17 protein-coding genes are annotated in these 18,774 nt (G+C 57.0%); 13 read left to right on the plus strand and 4 right to left on the minus strand.

Annotation, left to right across the window (positions count from 1 at the left end; all coding sequences use genetic code 11):
• The first annotated feature begins 174 nt into the window (after positions 1-174).
• From KZO34_RS04340 to KZO34_RS04355, 4 genes are all read left to right on the plus strand, one after another.
• Complete coding sequence (locus KZO34_RS04340) at positions 175-585, plus strand: PilZ domain-containing protein (protein ID WP_219477162.1); 411 nt, start codon at positions 175-177, stop codon at positions 583-585.
• A 170-nt stretch (positions 586-755) separates the two neighbouring features.
• The gene (gene cysD, locus KZO34_RS04345) at positions 756-1,664 is read left to right on the plus strand and encodes a sulfate adenylyltransferase subunit CysD (RefSeq protein WP_219473746.1); all 909 of its coding nucleotides are present in this window, start codon (positions 756-758) and stop codon (positions 1,662-1,664) included.
• Position 1,665: 1 nt separating this feature from the next.
• Positions 1,666-3,324, plus strand: coding sequence for a sulfate adenylyltransferase subunit CysN (gene cysN / locus KZO34_RS04350; protein ID WP_219473748.1), 1,659 nt, complete (start codon positions 1,666-1,668; stop codon positions 3,322-3,324).
• 80 nt (positions 3,325-3,404) lie between these two features.
• Complete coding sequence (locus tag KZO34_RS04355; protein ID WP_219473750.1) at positions 3,405-4,421, plus strand: nucleoid-associated protein; 1,017 nt, start codon at positions 3,405-3,407, stop codon at positions 4,419-4,421.
• A 21-nt stretch (positions 4,422-4,442) separates the two neighbouring features.
• On the opposite strand, the gene KZO34_RS04360 is transcribed toward KZO34_RS04355, so the two are convergent.
• The 3 genes from KZO34_RS04360 to trmH form a co-directional block, all read right to left on the minus strand.
• A complete protein-coding gene (locus KZO34_RS04360; RefSeq protein WP_219473752.1) occupies positions 4,443-5,042 on the minus strand; it encodes a DUF2931 family protein in 600 nt (199 codons plus the stop codon).
• Between the two features lie 3 nt (positions 5,043-5,045).
• Positions 5,046-6,959 carry a T6SS phospholipase effector Tle1-like catalytic domain-containing protein gene (locus KZO34_RS04365; RefSeq protein WP_219473754.1) on the minus strand — a complete coding sequence of 638 codons (1,914 nt, stop codon included), beginning with the start codon at positions 6,957-6,959 and terminating at the stop codon, positions 5,046-5,048.
• Positions 6,960-7,194: 235 nt separating this feature from the next.
• Positions 7,195-7,905, minus strand: a complete 711-nt coding sequence (gene trmH / locus KZO34_RS04370) for a tRNA (guanosine(18)-2'-O)-methyltransferase TrmH (RefSeq protein WP_219473756.1) — start codon at positions 7,903-7,905, stop codon at positions 7,195-7,197.
• Positions 7,906-8,086: 181 nt separating this feature from the next.
• On the opposite strand from trmH, the gene miaB reads away from it, so the two are divergent.
• From miaB to lnt, 5 genes are all read left to right on the plus strand, one after another.
• Positions 8,087-9,433, plus strand: coding sequence for a tRNA (N6-isopentenyl adenosine(37)-C2)-methylthiotransferase MiaB (gene miaB / locus KZO34_RS04375; RefSeq protein ID WP_219477164.1), 1,347 nt, complete (start codon positions 8,087-8,089; stop codon positions 9,431-9,433).
• Between the two features lie 81 nt (positions 9,434-9,514).
• Entirely contained in the window at positions 9,515-10,498 is a 984-nt protein-coding gene (locus tag KZO34_RS04380; RefSeq protein WP_219473758.1) for a PhoH family protein, read from the plus strand.
• Positions 10,495-10,968 (plus strand): rRNA maturation RNase YbeY, encoded by a 474-nt coding sequence (ybeY, locus tag KZO34_RS04385; RefSeq protein WP_219473767.1) that lies wholly within the window; start codon positions 10,495-10,497, stop codon positions 10,966-10,968. The genes KZO34_RS04380 and ybeY overlap by 4 nt, the downstream gene beginning before the upstream one ends.
• Positions 10,965-11,810, plus strand: coding sequence for an HlyC/CorC family transporter (locus KZO34_RS04390; RefSeq protein WP_219473770.1), 846 nt, complete (start codon positions 10,965-10,967; stop codon positions 11,808-11,810). The genes ybeY and KZO34_RS04390 overlap by 4 nt, the downstream gene beginning before the upstream one ends.
• A complete protein-coding gene (gene lnt, locus KZO34_RS04395) occupies positions 11,800-13,362 on the plus strand; it encodes an apolipoprotein N-acyltransferase (protein ID WP_219473771.1) in 1,563 nt (520 codons plus the stop codon). The genes KZO34_RS04390 and lnt overlap by 11 nt, the downstream gene beginning before the upstream one ends.
• On the opposite strand, the gene KZO34_RS04400 is transcribed toward lnt, so the two are convergent.
• Positions 13,331-13,879, minus strand: coding sequence for a zinc ribbon-containing protein (locus tag KZO34_RS04400; RefSeq protein WP_219473773.1), 549 nt, complete (start codon positions 13,877-13,879; stop codon positions 13,331-13,333). The two genes, lnt and KZO34_RS04400, sit on opposite strands and share 32 nt — an antisense overlap.
• A 205-nt stretch (positions 13,880-14,084) precedes the next feature.
• Between KZO34_RS04400 and leuS the strand changes: the two genes are divergently transcribed.
• The 4 genes from leuS (at position 14,085) to KZO34_RS04420 (ending at position 18,637) form a co-directional block, all read left to right on the plus strand.
• Positions 14,085-16,670, plus strand: a complete 2,586-nt coding sequence (leuS, locus tag KZO34_RS04405) for a leucine--tRNA ligase (RefSeq protein WP_219477166.1) — start codon at positions 14,085-14,087, stop codon at positions 16,668-16,670.
• A gap of 1 nt (position 16,671) precedes the next feature.
• The gene (locus tag KZO34_RS04410) at positions 16,672-17,259 is read left to right on the plus strand and encodes an LPS-assembly lipoprotein LptE (protein ID WP_219473775.1); all 588 of its coding nucleotides are present in this window, start codon (positions 16,672-16,674) and stop codon (positions 17,257-17,259) included.
• A complete protein-coding gene (gene holA / locus KZO34_RS04415; protein ID WP_219473776.1) occupies positions 17,256-18,263 on the plus strand; it encodes a DNA polymerase III subunit delta in 1,008 nt (335 codons plus the stop codon). Before KZO34_RS04410 ends, holA begins: the two co-directional genes overlap by 4 nt.
• A 110-nt stretch (positions 18,264-18,373) precedes the next feature.
• The gene (locus tag KZO34_RS04420; RefSeq protein WP_219473778.1) at positions 18,374-18,637 is read left to right on the plus strand and encodes a hypothetical protein; all 264 of its coding nucleotides are present in this window, start codon (positions 18,374-18,376) and stop codon (positions 18,635-18,637) included.
• Positions 18,638-18,774: the final 137 nt, after the last annotated feature.

An 18,774-nucleotide genomic window follows, 5' to 3' on the forward strand; every position in this document is an offset into this window, starting at 1 on the left:
AAAAATTGTGACGTCTTGTTCAGAAAAAAGTAACAAATCTGCCACAATGGACGACAGGCTTCTTGCTGATCACTAAGTAAACAACTAGACTTTAGCGGGCTTAAGTATTTTTTCTGGAAGGGATTTATGGGAAAGGCAGCCGCATTTGAAACCAGCCACGCCAGACGAGTTACCATGAAACCAGTCGCCATCAAAACCAATCTGCGCAACCAACAGCGCGTCGATGTTTCAACCGAAATCACCGTGGAAAAACCAGACGGTGCATGCCTGACCTGCTCTGTGGCCAACCTGTCCCGAACCGGCGTGATGATTTCCTGCAGTCGGGAAGCCGTTAAAGCACTCATTCCGGACCAGCAGAACCCCGCCCCTGGCAACTGGATCTCTGTCAAAACCCGTTTCTCGGTACCTGTCGTCGCCACCCAGCCAGTATCCGTCATTGCTGATGGAAATATCGTGCATATGCGCCGAATCGCCCGTGATGAGTTCCATCTCGGCATCCAGTTCGCGGAGTTCGAAGGCAACGGATTCGATTACGTAGACCGCTACGTGGCCAAATTGCTGGCCGATTCCCGTAACCCGGCCTGACTTTCCCCTCCCTGGAAGACACTCTCCATCGCGGCCAATCCCGCCTTGCCGCTATATTATTATAACGCCAAACTCTATTTGCGGCGCTTCTTATACCCTTGTCGGCTCTGGTATAGTTACAGGTCAAATTTGCACAGCCATCAAGGCCCGCACCGCGGCAACGGAACACCATGACCACATACAACCTCACGCACCTGAAGCAGCTGGAAGCGGAAAGCATCCACATCATCCGGGAAGTGGCAGCCGAGTTCGATAACCCGGTCATGCTCTACTCCATCGGCAAGGATTCCGCGGTCATGCTGCACCTTGCTCGCAAAGCCTTCTATCCCGGCAAGCCGCCTTTCCCGCTGATGCACGTGGACACCACGTGGAAGTTCAAGGACATGATCGATTTCCGCGACCGCAAGGTGAAGGAATACGGTCTTGACCTAATCGTTCACAAGAACGAGGACGGCATCAAACAGGGCATCGGACCCTTTACCCATGGCAGCGCCAAGCATACCGATGTCATGAAAACCCAGGCCCTCAAACAGGCTCTGGACAAGTACAAGTTTGATGCAGCTTTCGGGGGCGCCCGCCGCGATGAAGAGAAATCCCGCGCCAAGGAACGCGTTTACTCGTTCCGGGATGAGTATCATCGCTGGGATCCGAAGAACCAGCGCCCTGAGCTTTGGAACATCTACAACGGCAAGATCAACAAGGGCGAGAGCATTCGCGTGTTCCCGCTGTCCAACTGGACCGAACTGGACATCTGGCAGTACATCTACCTCGAAAACATCGAAATCGTTCCCCTGTACTACTCAGCAGTACGCCCTGTCGTTGAGCGTGACGGCACGCTGATCATGGTGGACGACGACCGCATGCCTCTGAACGAGGGTGAGAAGCCAATGATGAAGTCGATCCGCTTCCGCACCCTCGGCTGTTACCCGCTGACTGGCGCCATCGAATCCGAAGCAGACACGCTGCCGGAAATTATCCAGGAGATGCTGCTGGCCACCAGCTCCGAACGTCAGGGCCGGGTCATTGACCACGATTCAGCCGGCTCCATGGAACAGAAAAAGCGGGAAGGGTACTTCTAAGATGTCACACCAGTCTGATCTGATTGCAGAAGATATTCAGGCCTACCTGAAACAACACGAGAACAAAGAGCTGCTGCGCCTGCTGACCTGCGGCAGCGTGGATGACGGGAAAAGCACCCTGATCGGTCGCCTGCTGCACGACACCAAAATGATCTACGAAGATCACATGGCGAGCCTGAAAACCGACAGCGCGAAAATGGGCACGACGGGCGAGAAGCTGGACCTGGCGCTCCTGGTTGACGGCCTTCAGGCGGAGCGTGAGCAAGGTATCACGATCGACGTCGCCTACCGTTATTTCTCCACCGATAAACGCAAGTTCATCATCGCCGATACTCCGGGCCACGAGCAGTACACCCGGAATATGGCCACGGGCGCGTCAACTGCGCAGGTTGCCATCCTGATGATTGATGCCCGTCACGGTGTCCTGACCCAGACTCGCCGCCACTCGTACATCGCCTCCCTGTTGGGCATTCGCCACATCGTGGTCGCCATCAACAAGATGGATCTGGTGGATTTCAGCGAAGAGCGCTTCAACGAAATCAAGGACGAGTACCTGGCGTTCGCCGCCAAGCTTGGCCTCAAGGACATCCGGTTCGTGCCGATTTCCGCCCTGGAAGGCGACAACGTCGTCAACAAGAGCGAGAACACCCCCTGGTTCACCGGACAGCCGTTGATGGAGATTCTGGAAACCGTAGAGGTTTCCCGAGACAAGAACCTGGAACACTTCCGGTTCCCGGTGCAGTACGTGACCCGCCCGGACCTGAACTTCCGTGGGTTTTGCGGCACCATCGCCTCTGGCGTGGTTCGTCCAGGTGACCAAGTCATGGCTCTGCCCTCACGCCGCACCAGCACGGTGAAAGACGTCGTGACCTTCGACGGCAAACTCGAAGAGGCCTACATTGATCAGGCGGTAACCCTGACCCTGGCAGACGAGATCGACATCAGCCGCGGTGACATGCTGGTCAAAGTGGAGGACGAGCCGGAAGTGGGGAACCGCTTCAACGCCAACATCGTCTGGATGACGGACGCCCCTCTGGAGACAGGCCGTCTATACGACATCAAGCTGGGACCGACGTTCACCTCCGGTACGGTCAAGAAGATTCACCATCAGACCGACGTGAACACGCTGGACCAGCAGGACAACCCGAACCGGCTTGAGCTGAACGAGATCGGACTCTGCGAACTGACCCTGAACCAGCCCATTGCCTTCGATGCCTACCAGCGCAACCATGCCACTGGCAGCTTCATCATTATTGACCGACTCTCCAACGTTACGATCGGCGCTGGCATGGTCGCAGGCCTCGCAGATGAACTGGAGTCCCTCGACCCGGTCAGCCAGGAAGAACGCGAGCGTCGTCTGGCCCAGAAGCCGGCCATCATCGGCTGCAGCGGGAAACAGGCGCCAGCGCTGGCACTGGCGGTAGAACGCGCCCTCTTCGACCAGGGCAAGACCGCCGTCGTGGTCACCGAAGACAACGCCGGTGATGCTGATGACCGTCGCCGGACAGCCCAGTTGCTGTCCGCCCATGGCCTGATCGCCGTTGCGGTCAACCTCGGTTCCGATGTAGCCTCTGCGTCCGTTTCCGCTGATAGCGATCAGGAAATCCCTGACGCTGTTGGCCAACTGGTTCAACAATTGATCCGGAGCAAGCGCATCTGACCCCAGGGTTGCATACAAGCCCCGCAGGCCAGACATGCCTCCGGGGCTTTTTATTGCACGTGTAGCAAGAGAATCCGAGCATGGCCATCAAACACCTACGCACCGCCTTTGCCAGCCAATATCAGCCGGGGCAGCCGGCCCGCTTGCAGTCCGGGGACGCTTTTTCGGAACCCGGTGGAGACTACGAATCCCTGCACAAGCAAATGAAGCGTCTGTTCAACAGCAAGCCGGGCAAAAAATATGGCCGGTTTTCCGAGGATATTGGTGAAAGTCCATTCAGCAGCTGGCTTAAGGACTACCTGGATGACAAACAAAGCTTCGGCTCAATGACCGATCGCCTGTTCGGTCAGTGGCAGGAACTGCTCACGGGCAGCCAGGAAGAATTCCAGGGCCACCTGATGATCGTTCATGAAGCCCTGGCGGACGCAGAGGTCGTCTACCTGTTAATTCTGGAGAGTGACAGCGCCCTGCGTTTCGATGGCAACCAGGCTCTGGACGCCACTGACGTCCTCAGCCTCTCACGCCTGAACCTGGCCGTACGAATCGAACTGGATGATTGGCGCAGTGGGAATGGCGCGGAAAACTACCTGACCCTGGTCCATGGCCGGGGAACGGGCGAACCGGGAGAGCTGTTCATTCGCCTGGCGGGGTTCACCAACCAGGTGGACGTCGAAAAGGAAACCGTCACCTTCCTTGACGCGGTCGAAGCCTTTGCCAAGTCCTCCGAACCGGAAAAAGCCGGTGAAGTTCGAAGCCGAGCCTATGAGTTCTGCAAGGAACAGCACGCCCTCGGCGAGCCGGTGGAAATCGAAGCGCTCTCCGGTTATCTGGATGAGAGCGAGCCACAACGCTTCAAAGAGTTTGCCTCCAAAGCCGCCGAACTTCCGGAAAGTGGTGTATTGCACCCGGATCACCGCAAGGTCAAAAAACTCGTCCGCATCGCCGGTTCTGGTGGCGGCATGAGCGTTTCGTTCTCTTCAGACCTGGTGAACCAGGCGGTGTACTACGATCGGGATAAGGATGCGCTCACTATTACCCGGTTGCCGAAGGCCCTGAGAGAGCAATTGCAGCGGTATCTGGAGGCTCGGGAGGAATAGTTTTCTGCAGAGGGTTGGCGATCACCAACCCTCGAGGGGAATGCCGTGTTTTTTTAGGTATTCCCCATGCTCAACAAGATAGTTTTCTCGTAAAACCTCGTATTCAGCAGGGTCTCCCTCAATTTCATTTGCTTGCAGCCTCGCTATTTCAACTTCATTTCCTATTTGGCTCTTGATCCAAATAACTATTTCCCCACCCGGAGCCAATCCAAAAGTTAGAATATTTCTCGGCCCATATTCGATTCCGCCAGCGGTTGTGACTGGAGCATCCTCAAGCATCCGAGCTTTCCACTCTGACTTCACCTCTATTAACCGTTGATAAAAAGTTTGTTCCGCGAGTGAAAACCACTGTAATCCCACGTAGTTGGGGAAGGGATCCAAACTCCCCATAATCCCGCTCGGACCGCTCGGTCCTCGCCAACAACAACTCATCGTTCCCGCCGGGTGATACCAGTGACGCACACCACTCAGCTCAAACTCCAAGTGTTCTACCCAAACATCGTAGTGTTTAGGAGTGGCAAGTTGAAAATACCAATCCGTCTCACTTTTCGGTTTGTACACCGTACAACCGGCCATAGAAAATAAAATGTAAACAACCAGACAAAAAAAGTATCGCCTCATGGATCACTCCGTGCTCTGATTCGGATAGGCAACGCGTTCACGAGACAGCATCGGTTGGGATGGATGCAACTTTCTAAGCGGAGGTTCAAGCCGCGCAACCTCATCCCAGACCATAAACTCGAAAAGGTTGTAGTGATGAGAGTGATGGGTATATCTCTGTTTTAGAATTTCACTTTGCTCCTGATCTAGAACGGGACGGTCTACACCGGCTTCGACCTGTTCTGAAATTTTCTCGTAAATTGAGACCAGTTCAGACGGAATTTCCATATTTTTTCTAACCGAGATTTCTCGGAAAGGGGCGCCCGCATCTGTTGCCACTCCATGGAGTAGGTGAAGCGAGACGCAGGAAAGTCCCCCTCTCACTACCCTCTCCATCTTTAGCTTAAGCTCGACTCTTCCGTCTGGAGCTGGATGTTCGCCGTATTCTTCTTCAATAATTATTCTTGGACGGTGACCATTTTTCAGGGGCAAACTGCGCTCTCCAATCCAACCTTCAGACTTCTCCAACTCTTGGATTGAATTAAGACTATCCCACTCCAGGGTTTCTCGTGGCCACTTCGTATTAGAACCGGTAACTGCTAAAGAGGGAAACAGGAGTAACTCCTCCACCACTTCTTTTGCATAGCCTCCGCCAATATCGGAGTGCGCTCCAGGCAGATAAATTTCCCTGAAGTTGCTCGGAATGGTTTTGTTAGGACTATACAGACTGTTCAGGGCAAAGTTTTCCCTCATCTCATCGACTGCCGCCAACTGGACAACCGAACCTATTGAGCTTGAGTCGAGATATATCTCGACTGGCGAATTGCGGTCATTTGCCGCTGAGATATCTAACCTGAACGGATTCACGATCCCGGCAACAGAATCAAATAGTCCAACAAACCTAATTTCGAGCGCTTTCGGCCACTCAAGCCCCTTTTCCCGGAGAATTTGACCAAACAAACCGGCACTCCCACGAAGAATTTCGTGGATAGCAAACCTGGCGGCGACAGCTCCTCGACTAAAGCCAAAAAGATCAAGCACGACCTTACGAACCTTGGCGAAATCGGTCTCACCTTTAACCCGGGTAGCGAGGCGCTCAAAAGCTCGCCTAACTTGCGCTACAACACCGGTCTCACCCAATCCTGTAGACATTCCCCACAAGGAATCCTCCTCACCCGACCTAGTTCCCACGCCTGACTCATATACCTTCAGATAAATGGTCTTTTGATTATCTGAAAACTGCTTTCCTTCCTCGTACAGTTCAAACAGCTTCACCACATTCGTCGGCGCATTCGCATAACTCTCTCCCATCAATAGCCGTAAACGCTCACGGCAGTCCTCCAATCGATCTGGATCTTCGCGTAAAGGGGCAAGACACTCACGTTCTACTCTCTGCTTAAACAGTTCGACATTGCTCGCGTTATTAAGCGTCCCATCCATAAAAATTCCGATGGTAAGGTGCACTGGCAAGTCAGTGTCATCCACTTGTTTCCAAGAGACCCTTGGCGAGGGCTCAGCAAGTGGGGCAATACCGGCCGCCGCTCCAAGCGGCAAAGACAGCTTTCGGTCTGTCGGGCCGGATGCTTCCACAGCCCCCGCACTCTCCCCCGTTTGTGGGGGCGTTGAGCCAAAACCTCCGGTTGAAGCAATGGATTCAGGCGTCTCACCAAGGCGATTCAATCGGTCGAGCTCTTGCGACAACAATGGAAAGGGGATTGATCCGTAGTCAGACACCCAACGCCCACCGGCAGTAACGCCTGAATCGGGACGCCAGCTGACAGGCGGATTGAAAGGGCCGCTTGATGTGCCGGGATCAAGAACCAGCATCACCTGCCCGGCCTCAAGCGCCGAAAGCAACCGCGCACGGGTTACTTCCGGTCGACCGGAAATCGGTAAACCGGGAATCTCGCTGGGATCAAAGCGCAATTCCTGACTCACACCCGTGGCCAGCGCCTGTCTAACACGGCGCACCGCCAAGTGAGGCGATTCAATAAAAGGGAGGTCTCTCGCAGTCAGGCGAGAGCGAGGTTTTATGAGCATGACAGTCCCTGTCCGTTATGTGGCCAATCTCTGGGCAATCCGTGCCCGGTGCAAACGGCTTACTGATAAACCGTTGATTGGACGGCAACACTAATCAATTCAGGAACATCCAGCAAGACGACTGCGTCTCGTTTTAGTCGGCGTGCTCCAGATTCGGATGGCGAAGCTTGCGAATCTCTCTCATCCAGCCAACGCCGTCAACCAGCTCTCCCGTTTCGGGATCAATCGGCGGATACGGCAGCTTGCGGTCGTCGCAGTAGCGTTTGACTGTTGGCTGGCACCAGCAAAAAAGCAGTCGCTGGTATTCGTCGTCGGGTAGGCGGCGGTAGTCATAGAGACCAGCGGCCTTGCGCTGGCGTTGGGCTTCCGCCAGGATAATCGCGCAGGCTGCCGATACGTTGAGGGATTCCACCATACCCATCATCGGAATCACGATGTGCTCATCCGCCTGCTCGGCCGCATCTGCGCTCACGCCGTCCACCTCATTGCCGAGGACAACGGTACAGGGCACAGTAAAATCCACCTCGCGGTAATCCACTGCCCGGTCGGACAACTGGGCTGCGTACAACCTGTGGCCCTGCCCCTGTAACTCGCCGATTGCGGCATCCATGGTCCGGTGCGTGTGCGTCGTGACCCAGTTGTAGCTCCCACCCGCGGTCTTCCGGAAAGCCCGAAACCCCTCCCTCGGCCAGACAACGTGCATATTGGCCAGACCAAACGCATCGCAGGAGCGGATGATGGCCGACAGGTTACGGGGCTTATGGACCTGATCGGTCAGCACTCGAAGATCGGGCTGGCGGGTGTCCAGTGTTTGTTTGATGCGGGCAAGGCGTTCAGGAGTCATTTGAGTTCAGGGTCTGCAACTACGAAAGACGGGAATAATACCATATTGAGCTAGCTAGAAGCCGAGACAGTGGTGGTTGAAGAATGAGCACCCCGTTATAATACGCAGTTCCTTTTTGATCGCGCCAGCAATACAGAGCCAGAAATCCCGGCGCACCATCCACCAGAATACGTTGAGACCCATGGCCAAGAAGCTGTTTATCAAGACCCACGGCTGCCAGATGAATGAATATGATTCATCCCGAATGGCGGACCTCCTGCGGACAGGCGAGACCGTTGAAATGACCGACACGCCAGAGGACGCAGACATCCTGCTGCTGAACACCTGTTCGATCCGCGAAAAGGCCCAGGACAAGGTATTCCATCAGCTCGGCCGCTGGAAAAAACTGAAAAACAGTAAGCCGGACCTCATCATTGGTGTGGGCGGCTGCGTCGCCAGCCAGGAAGGTCAGGCCATCATTGACCGTGCACCCTACGTGGACATGGTATTCGGGCCGCAAACCCTGCATCGCCTGCCTGATATGATCACCGAAGTGCGTGCCAAAGGTGACGGCGTCGGCGTGGTAGACGTCAGTTTCCCGGAAATCGAGAAGTTCGACAATCTGCCGGAGCCGGGAGCAGACGGCCCATCCGCCTTCGTTTCCATCATGGAAGGTTGCAGCAAATACTGCACTTTCTGCGTGGTGCCCTACACCCGGGGCGAGGAAGTCAGCCGGCCGGCCGATGACGTGATTGCCGAAGTCGCACACCTGGCCAGCCAGGGCGTTCGCGAAGTGAATCTGCTGGGCCAGAATGTGAACGCCTACCGGGGCGAAACCCACGATGGCGACACCATGGACCTGGCGGAGCTGATCACCCTGATTGCCACCATCGACGGGATCGACCGCATCCGGTACACCACCTCCCACCCGGTGGAGTTCACCGATGCGATGATTGAGGTCTACGAGCAGGTACCGGAACTGGTCAGTCATCTGCACCTGCCCGTGCAGAGCGGCTCAGACAGAGTTCTGGCCGCGATGAAGCGGGGTCACACGGCGCTGGAGTACAAATCGAAACTGCGCCGTCTGCGCAAGATCCGCCCGGATATCAGCTTTTCGTCGGACTTCATCATCGGCTTCCCGGGTGAGACCGAGAAAGACTTTGAAGACACCATGAAACTGATCAACGACATCGGTTTCGACATGTCCTTCAGTTTCGTCTACAGCGCCCGGCCGGGCACTCCCGCGTCCGACCTGCCTGACGACACCCCCATGGAGGTCAAGAAGCAGCGCCTGGCCATCCTGCAGGATCGGCTCAACCAGAACGTCATGGACATCAGCCGCAAGATGGTCGGCTCAACCCAGCGCATTCTGGTGACCGGTCTGTCCAAGAAAGATCCGGGCGAATATTCCGGCCGGACCGAGAACAATCGAATCGTCAACTTCAGACACGAGAATCCGGAGGTCGTGGGCAACTTCATCGACGTCGAAATCGTGGAAGCCTACGCGAACTCTCTTCGCGGCCGCCCCGTGAACTCCGAGCTTTATTGAGGGCGGAGTCCGAAGCGCCATACCGGCACAAACACTCCCGTTCAGGTGTAACCCGGGGGAGCTAACGAAAACGGAGTATTTTTGAACACCAGCGATTCCAGACAATTTGACCTGCACCCTGTTGACCAGCGCCGACTGGCCTCTCTCTGCGGCCAGTTCGATGAGAACCTGAAACACATCGAGCGCCGATTGCAGGTAAAGGTTGGCCGGCGCGGTCACCATTTTCGCGTCGAAGGCGAAACCGAACACGTCGCCGCGGCGGTAGAAGTCATCCGCCATCTGTACCGCGAGACCGAAGCCACCGATGACATTTCCCCGGACACGGTGCACCTGTTCATCCGGGAAACCGGCTATGAACGCCTGCCGGAGGATGTACCATTCGACGGTGCCGTCACGGTTATCAAGACCCCCAAGCTGCAGGCCAAACCCCGGGGCGCAAATCAGCAGAAATACGTCCACAACATCCGCACCCACGACATCAACTTCGGTATCGGCCCAGCCGGTACCGGCAAGACCTGGCTGGCGGTGGCCTGCGCGGTGGAGGCTCTGAAAGACGAACAGGTCAAGCGCATCCTGCTGGTGCGACCGGCGGTGGAAGCCGGTGAGAAGCTGGGATTTCTGCCCGGCGACCTGGCCCAAAAAGTAGACCCGTACCTGCGCCCGCTGTATGACGCCCTGTATGAAATGCTGGGATTCGATCAGGTAACACGATTGATTGAAAAAAGTGTGATCGAGATTGCGCCACTGGCATTCATGCGCGGCCGGACCCTGAACAATTCCTTCATCATTCTCGACGAAAGCCAGAACACCACCCGCGAGCAGATGAAGATGTTCCTGACCCGGATTGGTTTCGGCTCCACCGCCGTGATCACCGGTGACACCACCCAGGTCGACCTGCCCCGCGGGCAGAATTCCGGCCTCATTCACGCCGCCGGCGTGCTGGGCAAGGTTACGGGCATCGGTTTCACCCGGTTTGAAGCAAGGGATGTCGTTCGTCATCCGCTGGTACAGCGTATCGTTGAAGCCTACGATGCCATGGACGACGGGAGTGGAACCAGCCAGTGAACGAGCTGACGGTCGATTTCCAGAACGTTTTCGAAGGCTCGGGCGTGCCCGAGGAACCCCTGTTCCAAACCTGGGCGCAAGCTGCCTGGCAGGGGGATCACCCATCCGAAGTAACCATTCGCATTGTCGGGGCGCTGGAAAGCCAGGCCCTCAATCACGAGTTCCGGGGAAAGGACAGGCCGACCAATGTGTTGTCCTTCCCATTTGAAGCGCCAGCCGGTATAACGGTTCCATTGGCGGGAGATCTCGTTATTTGCGCGCCCGTTGTGGAGCACGAAGCCGCGGAGCAACACAAAGCGCTCGCGGCTCACTGGGCGCATATGGTGGTACACGGTATGCTGCATCTTCAGGGCTACGATCACGTAGACGACGAGGATGCCGAGGTCATGGAAGCCCTTGAAATCCGACTGCTGGCGCAGCTTGGATTCGGCAACCCTTACGAAGCAGAGGAAACGGAAAAAGACTCATGAGCGACGATCAGTCGAGTCGCAGCCAGGGCAACAAGTCCTGGCTGGAACGTATATCACAGGCCTTTTCCAGCGGGCCTGAGTCCGTAGAGGACGTGCTGGAAATCCTCCGGGACGCAGAGTCCCAAAGCATCATCGATACCGATGCCATGAGCATCATCGAAGGTGCCATGCAGGTGATCGATATGCGGGTGGATGAAATCATGATCCCGCGATCCCAGATGGTCACCGTCAAGGCTTCGCAAGAGCCTAAAGAGTTTCTCGGCGAAATCATTTCCTCCGCCCACAGCCGCTTCCCGGTCATCGGTGACAGCCAGGATGATGTCATCGGCGTTTTGCTGGCCAAGGATCTCCTCCCCCTGGCTCTGAACAACGAACTCAACTGGTCCAAGATTCGCGAAATCCTGCGGCCGCCCACCTTTGTGCCCGAGAGCAAGCGGTTGAACCAGCTTCTCAAAGAGTTCAAGGAAAACCGTAATCACATGGCCATTGTGGTCGATGAATACGGTGGTACGGCCGGGCTGATCACCATTGAAGACGTGCTAGAGCAGATCGTCGGCGAAATCGAGGACGAGCACGATTTCGACGAGGAAACCCACATCAAGGCCCGTGGCGATGGCACCTTCGCGGTGAAGGCCGTCACACCCGTCGACGATTTCAACGAATTCTTCGAAACAGAACTGGATGAAGAAGAGTTTGATACCATCGGCGGCCTTGTCCTCAAGGAATTTGGTCACCTGCCCAGGCGGGGTGAAACGGTTGCATTCGGTGGCTTGCGCTTTACTATTGCCAACGCCGATAACCGAGTCATCCGTCTGTTGCAGGTAACCCGAAGTGAGCAGTGAAGCCACAGAAATCAGGGGACTGAGTTCCCCTCTCTCCGCCAGCCGCTGGCTGGGCATCGCCACACTCGTAGCGGCCGGTGCCCTGCAGACCCTGACATTCTCACCGTTCGAACTCTGGTGGCTGGGGCCGATCTCGATCCTTCTGATCCTGCTGGTGGCAGTGCCGCTCAGATCCGACCGGCTGTTCGCGGCAGGCTGGGTTACCGGTCTGGGGCTGTTCGGAAGCGGCGCCAGCTGGGTGTACATCAGCATCAGCCAGTACGGCAATACCTCCATCCCCGTTTCTGTGCTCCTTACCGTCATCTTCGTTGCCGGGCTGGCTCTGTTCCACGCTCTCGCATTCTGGTTCTGGGGCAAGCTCGCAAAAAACAGCCCGATCCGCCGACTGATTCTGTTTCCCGCCATCTGGATTCTGGGCGACTGGCTTCGGGGCTGGCTGCTCACCGGTTTCCCCTGGCTCTATCTTGGCACCGCCCACACCGACGGCCCGTTGGCCGGCCTGGCACCACTGGTCGGCGTCCACGGCATCACCTTCTGGGTCACGGTCACGGCCGTTGCACTCTATGCGGCATGGTGGCTGGTCAAACATCTCCGCCATGTCGCGGCTGCGGTCGTAATCGTTGCAGCCCTGGCACCCTGGCTCGCGGGGCCCGCGCTGAATCAGGTTGAGTGGACGGAGGTCAGTACCGAGCCCACCAGCTTTGTTGCGATGCAGGGCAACATTCCCCAACAGATCAAGTGGAATCCGGACTTCCTGAAAGACCAGATTGTGACCTACCTGGGGATGACGGAAGAGCACTGGAATGCCGATCTGATTCTGTGGCCGGAAACCGCCATCCCCATCCCCCAGGATCAGGCCGGTAAGATCATCGAACACATTGATGAACGGTTGGGCAGCAAGAGCACACTGATCACCGGCATTCCCTGGTATGGTTTCAGTGACCGCATCGAGGACTTCACCTATCACAACAGCATCATGGCCATCGGCAATGGCGGGGGCATCTATCACAAGCAGAAGCTCGTGCCCTTTGGCGAGTATGTTCCGCTACAAGGCTTGCTCCGAGGCCTGATCGGTTTCTTTGACCTCCCCATGAGCAGTTTCAGCCGGGGCCCGGAATACCAGGGGCCACTGCAGGCCAACGGCATGAGCATCATGCCGTTCATCTGCTATGAGGTGGCGTATCCCGACTTTGTCGCCTTCAACAGCCGGGGTGCTGATCTTCTACTGACGATCAGCAATGATGGCTGGTTCGGCAATTCCATTGGTCCGCTGCAGCACCTTCAGATCGCCCGTATGCGAGCGCTGGAAACCGGGCGCTACATGTTGCGTGGCACCAATAACGGGGTGACGGCCATTATCGACAACCGGGGCAGAATCACCGAGACCATCCCTCAATTCGAGCGCGCCACCCTGCGCGGCGAAGTGTTTTCTGCCAAGGGCAATACGCCCTATATGCAGACGGGCTCCTGGCCGGTCCTGACCCTGGCGTTGATTCTGGTGGTGTTCGTTCGGGAGCGGATTATTCCTCCTTCCTCGGCCAGCGGCTCGTAACCCGCTCGTAGTAGTGGGAACCGCACGCCTCGCAGGGCTCGAGATGACTGGTGGCTGTGAGGCATCGCATATGGCTGCAGTTCAGGCAGCGAAACATGCCTGCGGTGGCGATTTCCCCGGAGATGTAATGCCCTGCATCGTCGTTTTCCAGTTTCTGGCGCAGCTCCAGAGTATCCACCAGCGTCTGGTCGGCCACAGACAGGAGCTGATCAGCGAGCTGATGTTCAAGCAGGGAGATATCGAGCTGTAGCCACTCGGTCAGCCCCTCCCCGGTTTCCTCGACAAAATGCAGCAGGTGCTCAAGATCACGCTGCAGGTAGGCCCCCAGAAGGTCCGCTTCCTCCCGGGTCATCTCTTCAAGCTCATACTCGAACTCGATCGCCTTGCGAATCTCCTCCTCCAGCGTTTCAAGGGAGGCATCCTGGGTCTGTCTCAGCCCGGCTTGCACCCGTTCCAACATCCGGTTGTATACCTCAAGCGCTTTACCGGACAGATGGTTTCGTTCTGGTTCAGTCATAACGGCTCTCCAACACGCACACCCACTTCAGAGAAAGGTAGCTGCCTGCCACCCCGGCTCAGGATCTTTCGGCGATGCTCCGATACTGTTCAGTCTGGCACAGGATCCGGATTTTGGCAGACTACCTGTCAGGCCTTCTGTGCGTTAGAATGTCCGGCCGCTCCGAACATCATTTTGATACAGGGTAACTTTGGTAATGGCAGGAATGGACGAGCAATACAATCCACGCAACGTAGAAGAGAATGCCCGCAACTTCTGGGAGGAGAACAAGACCTTCGAAGTAAAGGAAGAACCGGGCAAACCCAAGTACTACTGCCTGTCCATGTTCCCCTACCCCAGCGGCAAACTGCATATGGGGCACGTTCGCAACTACACCATCGGCGACGTCATCTCCCGCTACCAGCGCATGCAGGGTAAGAACGTCATGCAGCCCATGGGCTGGGACGCTTTCGGCCTGCCCGCCGAGAATGCGGCCATTGCCAACAAGACGGCCCCGGCCAAATGGACTCACGCCAACATCGAGTACATGAAAAACCAGCTTAAACAGCTGGGCTTTGGGTACGACTGGAATCGCGAACTGGCTACCTGCAAACCGGACTATTACCGCTGGGAACAGTGGTTCTTCGCACGCCTGTACGAGAAAGGCCTGGTCTACAAAAAAATGTCTACGGTCAACTGGGATCCGGTCGACCAGACTGTGCTGGCCAATGAACAGGTTGTGGATGGTCGGGGCTGGCGCTCCGGCGCTCTTGTCGAGCAAAAGAAGATTCCCCAGTGGTTCATCCGGATTACGGACTACGCCGAAGAACTGCTGAACGACCTGGACCAGCTGGAAGACTGGCCGGAACAGGTCAAAACCATGCAGCGCAACTGGATCGGCAAGTCGGTCGGTACCGAACTGACCTTCCCGCTGAAAGACAGCGACGAGGGGATGACGGTTTACACCACCCGCCCGGACACCCTGATGGGCGTAAGCTATATGGCCGTGGCGGCCGAGCACCCGCTTGCCAAGGCCTCGGCTGAGCGTCATCGCGATGTGGCCGAATTCGTCGACGAGTGTCGGACCAGCAAGGTGGCGGAGGCTGAACTCGCCACCATGGAAAAGAAAGGCATCGACACCGGCTTCAAGGCTATCCACCCGCTGACCCAGGAAGAAATCCCGATCTGGATCGCCAACTTTGTGCTGACCGATTACGGCACCGGCGCCCTGATGGCGGTACCGGGTCATGATGAGCGGGACCATGAATTTGCCCTAAAATACCGTCTGCCGATCAAACAGGTGATTGCAGCCCGGGACGGACGCGAAATTGATGTCCAGGAAGCGGCCTTCACCGAGAAAGGCACCCTGGTCTCCTCCGGCAAATACAGCGGCCTGACCAGCGAGGAAGCTTTCCACGACATTGCCAACTATCTGGAAGAACAGGGCATTGGCAAGCGCACGGTCAATTATCGCCTGAGGGATTGGGGCGTTTCCCGCCAGCGTTACTGGGGCGCACCGATTCCGATGATGACACTGGAAGACGGCACCGAACGCCCGGTACCGGACGACCAGCTACCGGTCACCCTGCCCGAAGATGTCGAAATGGATGGCGTACAGTCCCCGATCAAGGCGGACCCGAACTGGGCCAAAACCACCTTTGAGGGGCAGCCAGCCACACTCGAAACTGATACCTTCGACACCTTCATGGAGTCTTCCTGGTATTACGCCCGGTTCTGCAGCCCCAACTATGACAAGGGCATGCTGGATCCCGCCGCGGCAAATTACTGGCTGCCGGTTGACCAGTACATCGGTGGCATCGAACACGCCATCCTTCACCTGCTGTACGCCCGCTTCTTCCACAAACTGCTGCGGGACGTTGGGCTGGTAAACAGCTCCGAGCCGTTCAACCGCCTGCTTTGCCAGGGCATGGTGTTGGCAGAAACCTACTTCCGGACCGACGATTCAGGCAAAACCACCTGGATTGCTCCGGCGGACGTAACGGTAGAGCGCGACAGCAAGGGCCAGGTTACCCGCGCACTTCACAAGGAAGATAACCAACCGGTGGAAATCGGCGGCGTCACCAAGATGTCCAAGTCGAAGAACAACGGCATCGATCCCCAGGCGATCATTGACGAGCACGGGGCCGACACCGTGCGCCTGTTCATGATGTTTGCAGCGCCTCCCGAGCAGTCACTGGAGTGGTCAGACAGCGGCGTTGAAGGGGCCCACCGGTTCCTCAAGCGTTTGTGGCGGATGGTCAGCGAACATACGGCCAGCGGCCCTGCCCCGACCCTGAATGCAGCCGAGCTGAGCGACGCCCAGAAAGATCTGCGCCGCAAGACTCACGAGACCATCGCCAAGGTAAGTGACGATGTCAGTCGCCGCCTGACGTTCAATACCGCCATTGCAGCGGTCATGGAACTGCTCAACGACGTCGCCAAGCTCGGCGGTGACGACGATCAGAGCCGGGCTGTGCGTCAGGAAGCCTTGAATACCGCGGTCCTGGTGCTGTCGCCCATCGTCCCCCACGTCTGCCACTCACTGTGGCAGGCACTGGGCCACGAAGAACCGGTGGTAGACGCCAGATGGCCCGAGGCGGACCAGGATGCCATGGTTCGCAGCCAGATCCAGGTGGTTCTGCAGGTCAACGGCAAAGTACGAGCAAAACAGGATGTACCGGCCGACATCAGCAAGGCCGACCTCGAGAAACTGGCACTGGAAAACGAGAATGTCATGCGATTTACCGAAGGCGCGACCGTCCGCAAGGTTATCGTTGTTCCCGGCAAACTCGTGAACGTGGTGGCCAACTGATATGCCCCGTCGCCCGGCACTGAAATCCATGGCTCGTCCGATCATGACCGCAACGCTTGTGGCTCTGCTGGCGGGCTGCGGATTTCAGTTGCGCGGCGCGCCGCCCGTCTCATCGGCATTGCAGCCGCTCGCCGTTGAGTGCACCGACGACATACCGGACATTCTCTGCCAGTCGGTGCTCGCTCAGCTTGAGCTGGGTGAAGTGCAACTCAGCGCTGCCGGAAGTGCCGCTTATGTCATGAAACTCAGCGACTTCCGCGAAAACCGGAGAGCCTCTGCCATCACAGTACAGGCAGCGGCCGCCGAATACACGCTTCGCCACTCGGTCAGCATTGAGCTTATCAGTGCCGATCGCGTTCCCATGATCGGTGACACGCGACTCACCGCCAGCGAAAGCTATCGTTATGACGAGACCAACGTATTGGCGAAACAGCGTGAAGAGGAAGAGTTGCGGACGCAACTCAGCGATCGTCTGGCCCAACAGGTGATTTTCCGTCTCGCGCCGCTGACGGAAGCCCGGATTGAAACCATCCGTGAAGAGCACCGCTCCGCCAGCAGTGAATCGGACGACGGTGCCCCGACGCAATGAAGACCCAGGCGGCACAACTTCCCCAGTTACTGAAAAAAGGCCTGTCCCCGGTCTACCTGATCTCCGGAGACGAACCCCTGCTGGTTCAGGAATGCTGCGACCAGGTTCGCAAGGCTGCACGGGATGCCGGATTCCATGACCGTTTGACGTTCCACGCCGATCATCAACTGGACTGGAACAGTGTTGCCGACGAATTCAGTGCCATGTCGCTGTTTGCCGAGCGGCGACGAATCGAAATCCATCTTCCGACCGGGAAGCTGGGGGACGGCCGTGCGGTACTTGAGCAGGTACTGCAGGACCCGCCCGACGATATTATCCTGCTGCTGATCAGCGCCCGTCTTGATGCCGCGGAAACACGTCGTAAATGGTACAAGGAGCTGCAGAATAAGGGAGTGCACGTCCCGATCTGGCCGGTGGATGCCGACAAGTTTCATGGCTGGCTGCAACAGCGGGCCTCGAGCCGTGGCCTGAGCCTGACCCGTGGCGCCCTGGCCATGCTCGCGGAGCGCCTCGAAGGGAATCTGCTTGCCGCCAGCCAGGAACTGGATCGCCTCTCCCTGCTGGGCAGTGGCCAGACCATCGATGAAGAAACGGTGGAGCAGGCAGTCCAGGACAGCTCCCGCTTCAACGGATTTGAACTGGTGACAGAGTTACTGGCCGGTCGGGCACCCCATGCCGGCAAGATGATCGGCATCCTCCAGCAGGAGGGCGAAAACCCTCTGGGCCTGCTGGCGGTACTTACTCGGGACCTCAACCTTATTCTGGAACTCAAGGCAACCGCGGGCCAGGGTGAGAACCCTGCTGCGTTCCTTAAAAAACGGGGCGTCTTTCAGCCCCAGCGTGCCCGCGTTATAGAACAGGCGGCTCGACGCCTGAACCGCCCACAGCTGCATGAGGCCATTGAGCTCTGCAGCCAGATCGACCGGGCCGCCAAAGGTTTCGACAGCCTCTCGCCCTGGCACCATCTGCGCGACCTGTCCAATCACTTGGCCAGCCACTCCTGACCTGAGTCAAACCCACTACAGGAAATTCTCTCAGGCGCCTTGCGCTACTTGACAGTTTTTCACCTCACGGCGCATGTTAACGATACCGTCAATCAAAGGAGGTGCTTGATATGAATCTTCAAGAGGAACTCAGGAAACTGTCCGACAAGATCAAACAGTATCGCGATGAAGCTCGCGTCCAGATTCACCTTGCCCGGGAAGACGTCAAAGATGAGTGGGACGATCTTGAGGAAGACTGGGACCGGTTTCGCACCAAGTTCGACCAGGTGATGCACGACGCCGACAACGCATCCCAGGAAGCCCGTCAGACCGCTCGAAAGCTCGGAGAAGACCTTAAGAGCGGGTATCAGAACATCCGGGACAAACTGAAGTAAAGTGTTAACCCGTTAACACAACGCCACAAATCTCAACCAAAGAGGCTCTTTTGGCGAGGGCCTCTGTGCCATACTTCACAGTATGAGTGAACGAAGCGTCATGTTTTTGACCACCTGGTCATTTCAGGTCAACGATT

It is taken from the genome of Marinobacter sp. F4206, from assembly GCF_019392195.1.
Lineage (GTDB): Bacteria > Pseudomonadota > Gammaproteobacteria > Pseudomonadales > Oleiphilaceae > Marinobacter.

What these genes read in the sequence shown, in the direction of transcription:
- leuS (WP_219477166.1), top strand. Translation starts at nt 14,085, where the DNA reads ATGGACGAGCAATACAATCCACGCAACGTAGAAGAGAATGCCCGCAAC.
- KZO34_RS04390 (WP_219473770.1), top strand. Translation starts at nt 10,965, where the DNA reads ATGAGCGACGATCAGTCGAGTCGCAGCCAGGGCAACAAGTCCTGGCTG.
- miaB (WP_219477164.1), top strand. Translation starts at nt 8,087, where the DNA reads ATGGCCAAGAAGCTGTTTATCAAGACCCACGGCTGCCAGATGAATGAA.
- KZO34_RS04400 (WP_219473773.1), bottom strand. Translation starts at nt 13,879, where the DNA reads ATGACTGAACCAGAACGAAACCATCTGTCCGGTAAAGCGCTTGAGGTA.
- KZO34_RS04410 (WP_219473775.1), top strand. Translation starts at nt 16,672, where the DNA reads ATGCCCCGTCGCCCGGCACTGAAATCCATGGCTCGTCCGATCATGACC.
- trmH (WP_219473756.1), bottom strand. Translation starts at nt 7,905, where the DNA reads ATGACTCCTGAACGCCTTGCCCGCATCAAACAAACACTGGACACCCGC.
- cysN (WP_219473748.1), top strand. Translation starts at nt 1,666, where the DNA reads ATGTCACACCAGTCTGATCTGATTGCAGAAGATATTCAGGCCTACCTG.
- KZO34_RS04420 (WP_219473778.1), top strand. Translation starts at nt 18,374, where the DNA reads ATGAATCTTCAAGAGGAACTCAGGAAACTGTCCGACAAGATCAAACAG.
- cysD (WP_219473746.1), top strand. Translation starts at nt 756, where the DNA reads ATGACCACATACAACCTCACGCACCTGAAGCAGCTGGAAGCGGAAAGC.
- KZO34_RS04340 (WP_219477162.1), top strand. Translation starts at nt 175, where the DNA reads ATGAAACCAGTCGCCATCAAAACCAATCTGCGCAACCAACAGCGCGTC.
- holA (WP_219473776.1), top strand. Translation starts at nt 17,256, where the DNA reads ATGAAGACCCAGGCGGCACAACTTCCCCAGTTACTGAAAAAAGGCCTG.
- KZO34_RS04360 (WP_219473752.1), bottom strand. Translation starts at nt 5,042, where the DNA reads ATGAGGCGATACTTTTTTTGTCTGGTTGTTTACATTTTATTTTCTATG.
- KZO34_RS04355 (WP_219473750.1), top strand. Translation starts at nt 3,405, where the DNA reads ATGGCCATCAAACACCTACGCACCGCCTTTGCCAGCCAATATCAGCCG.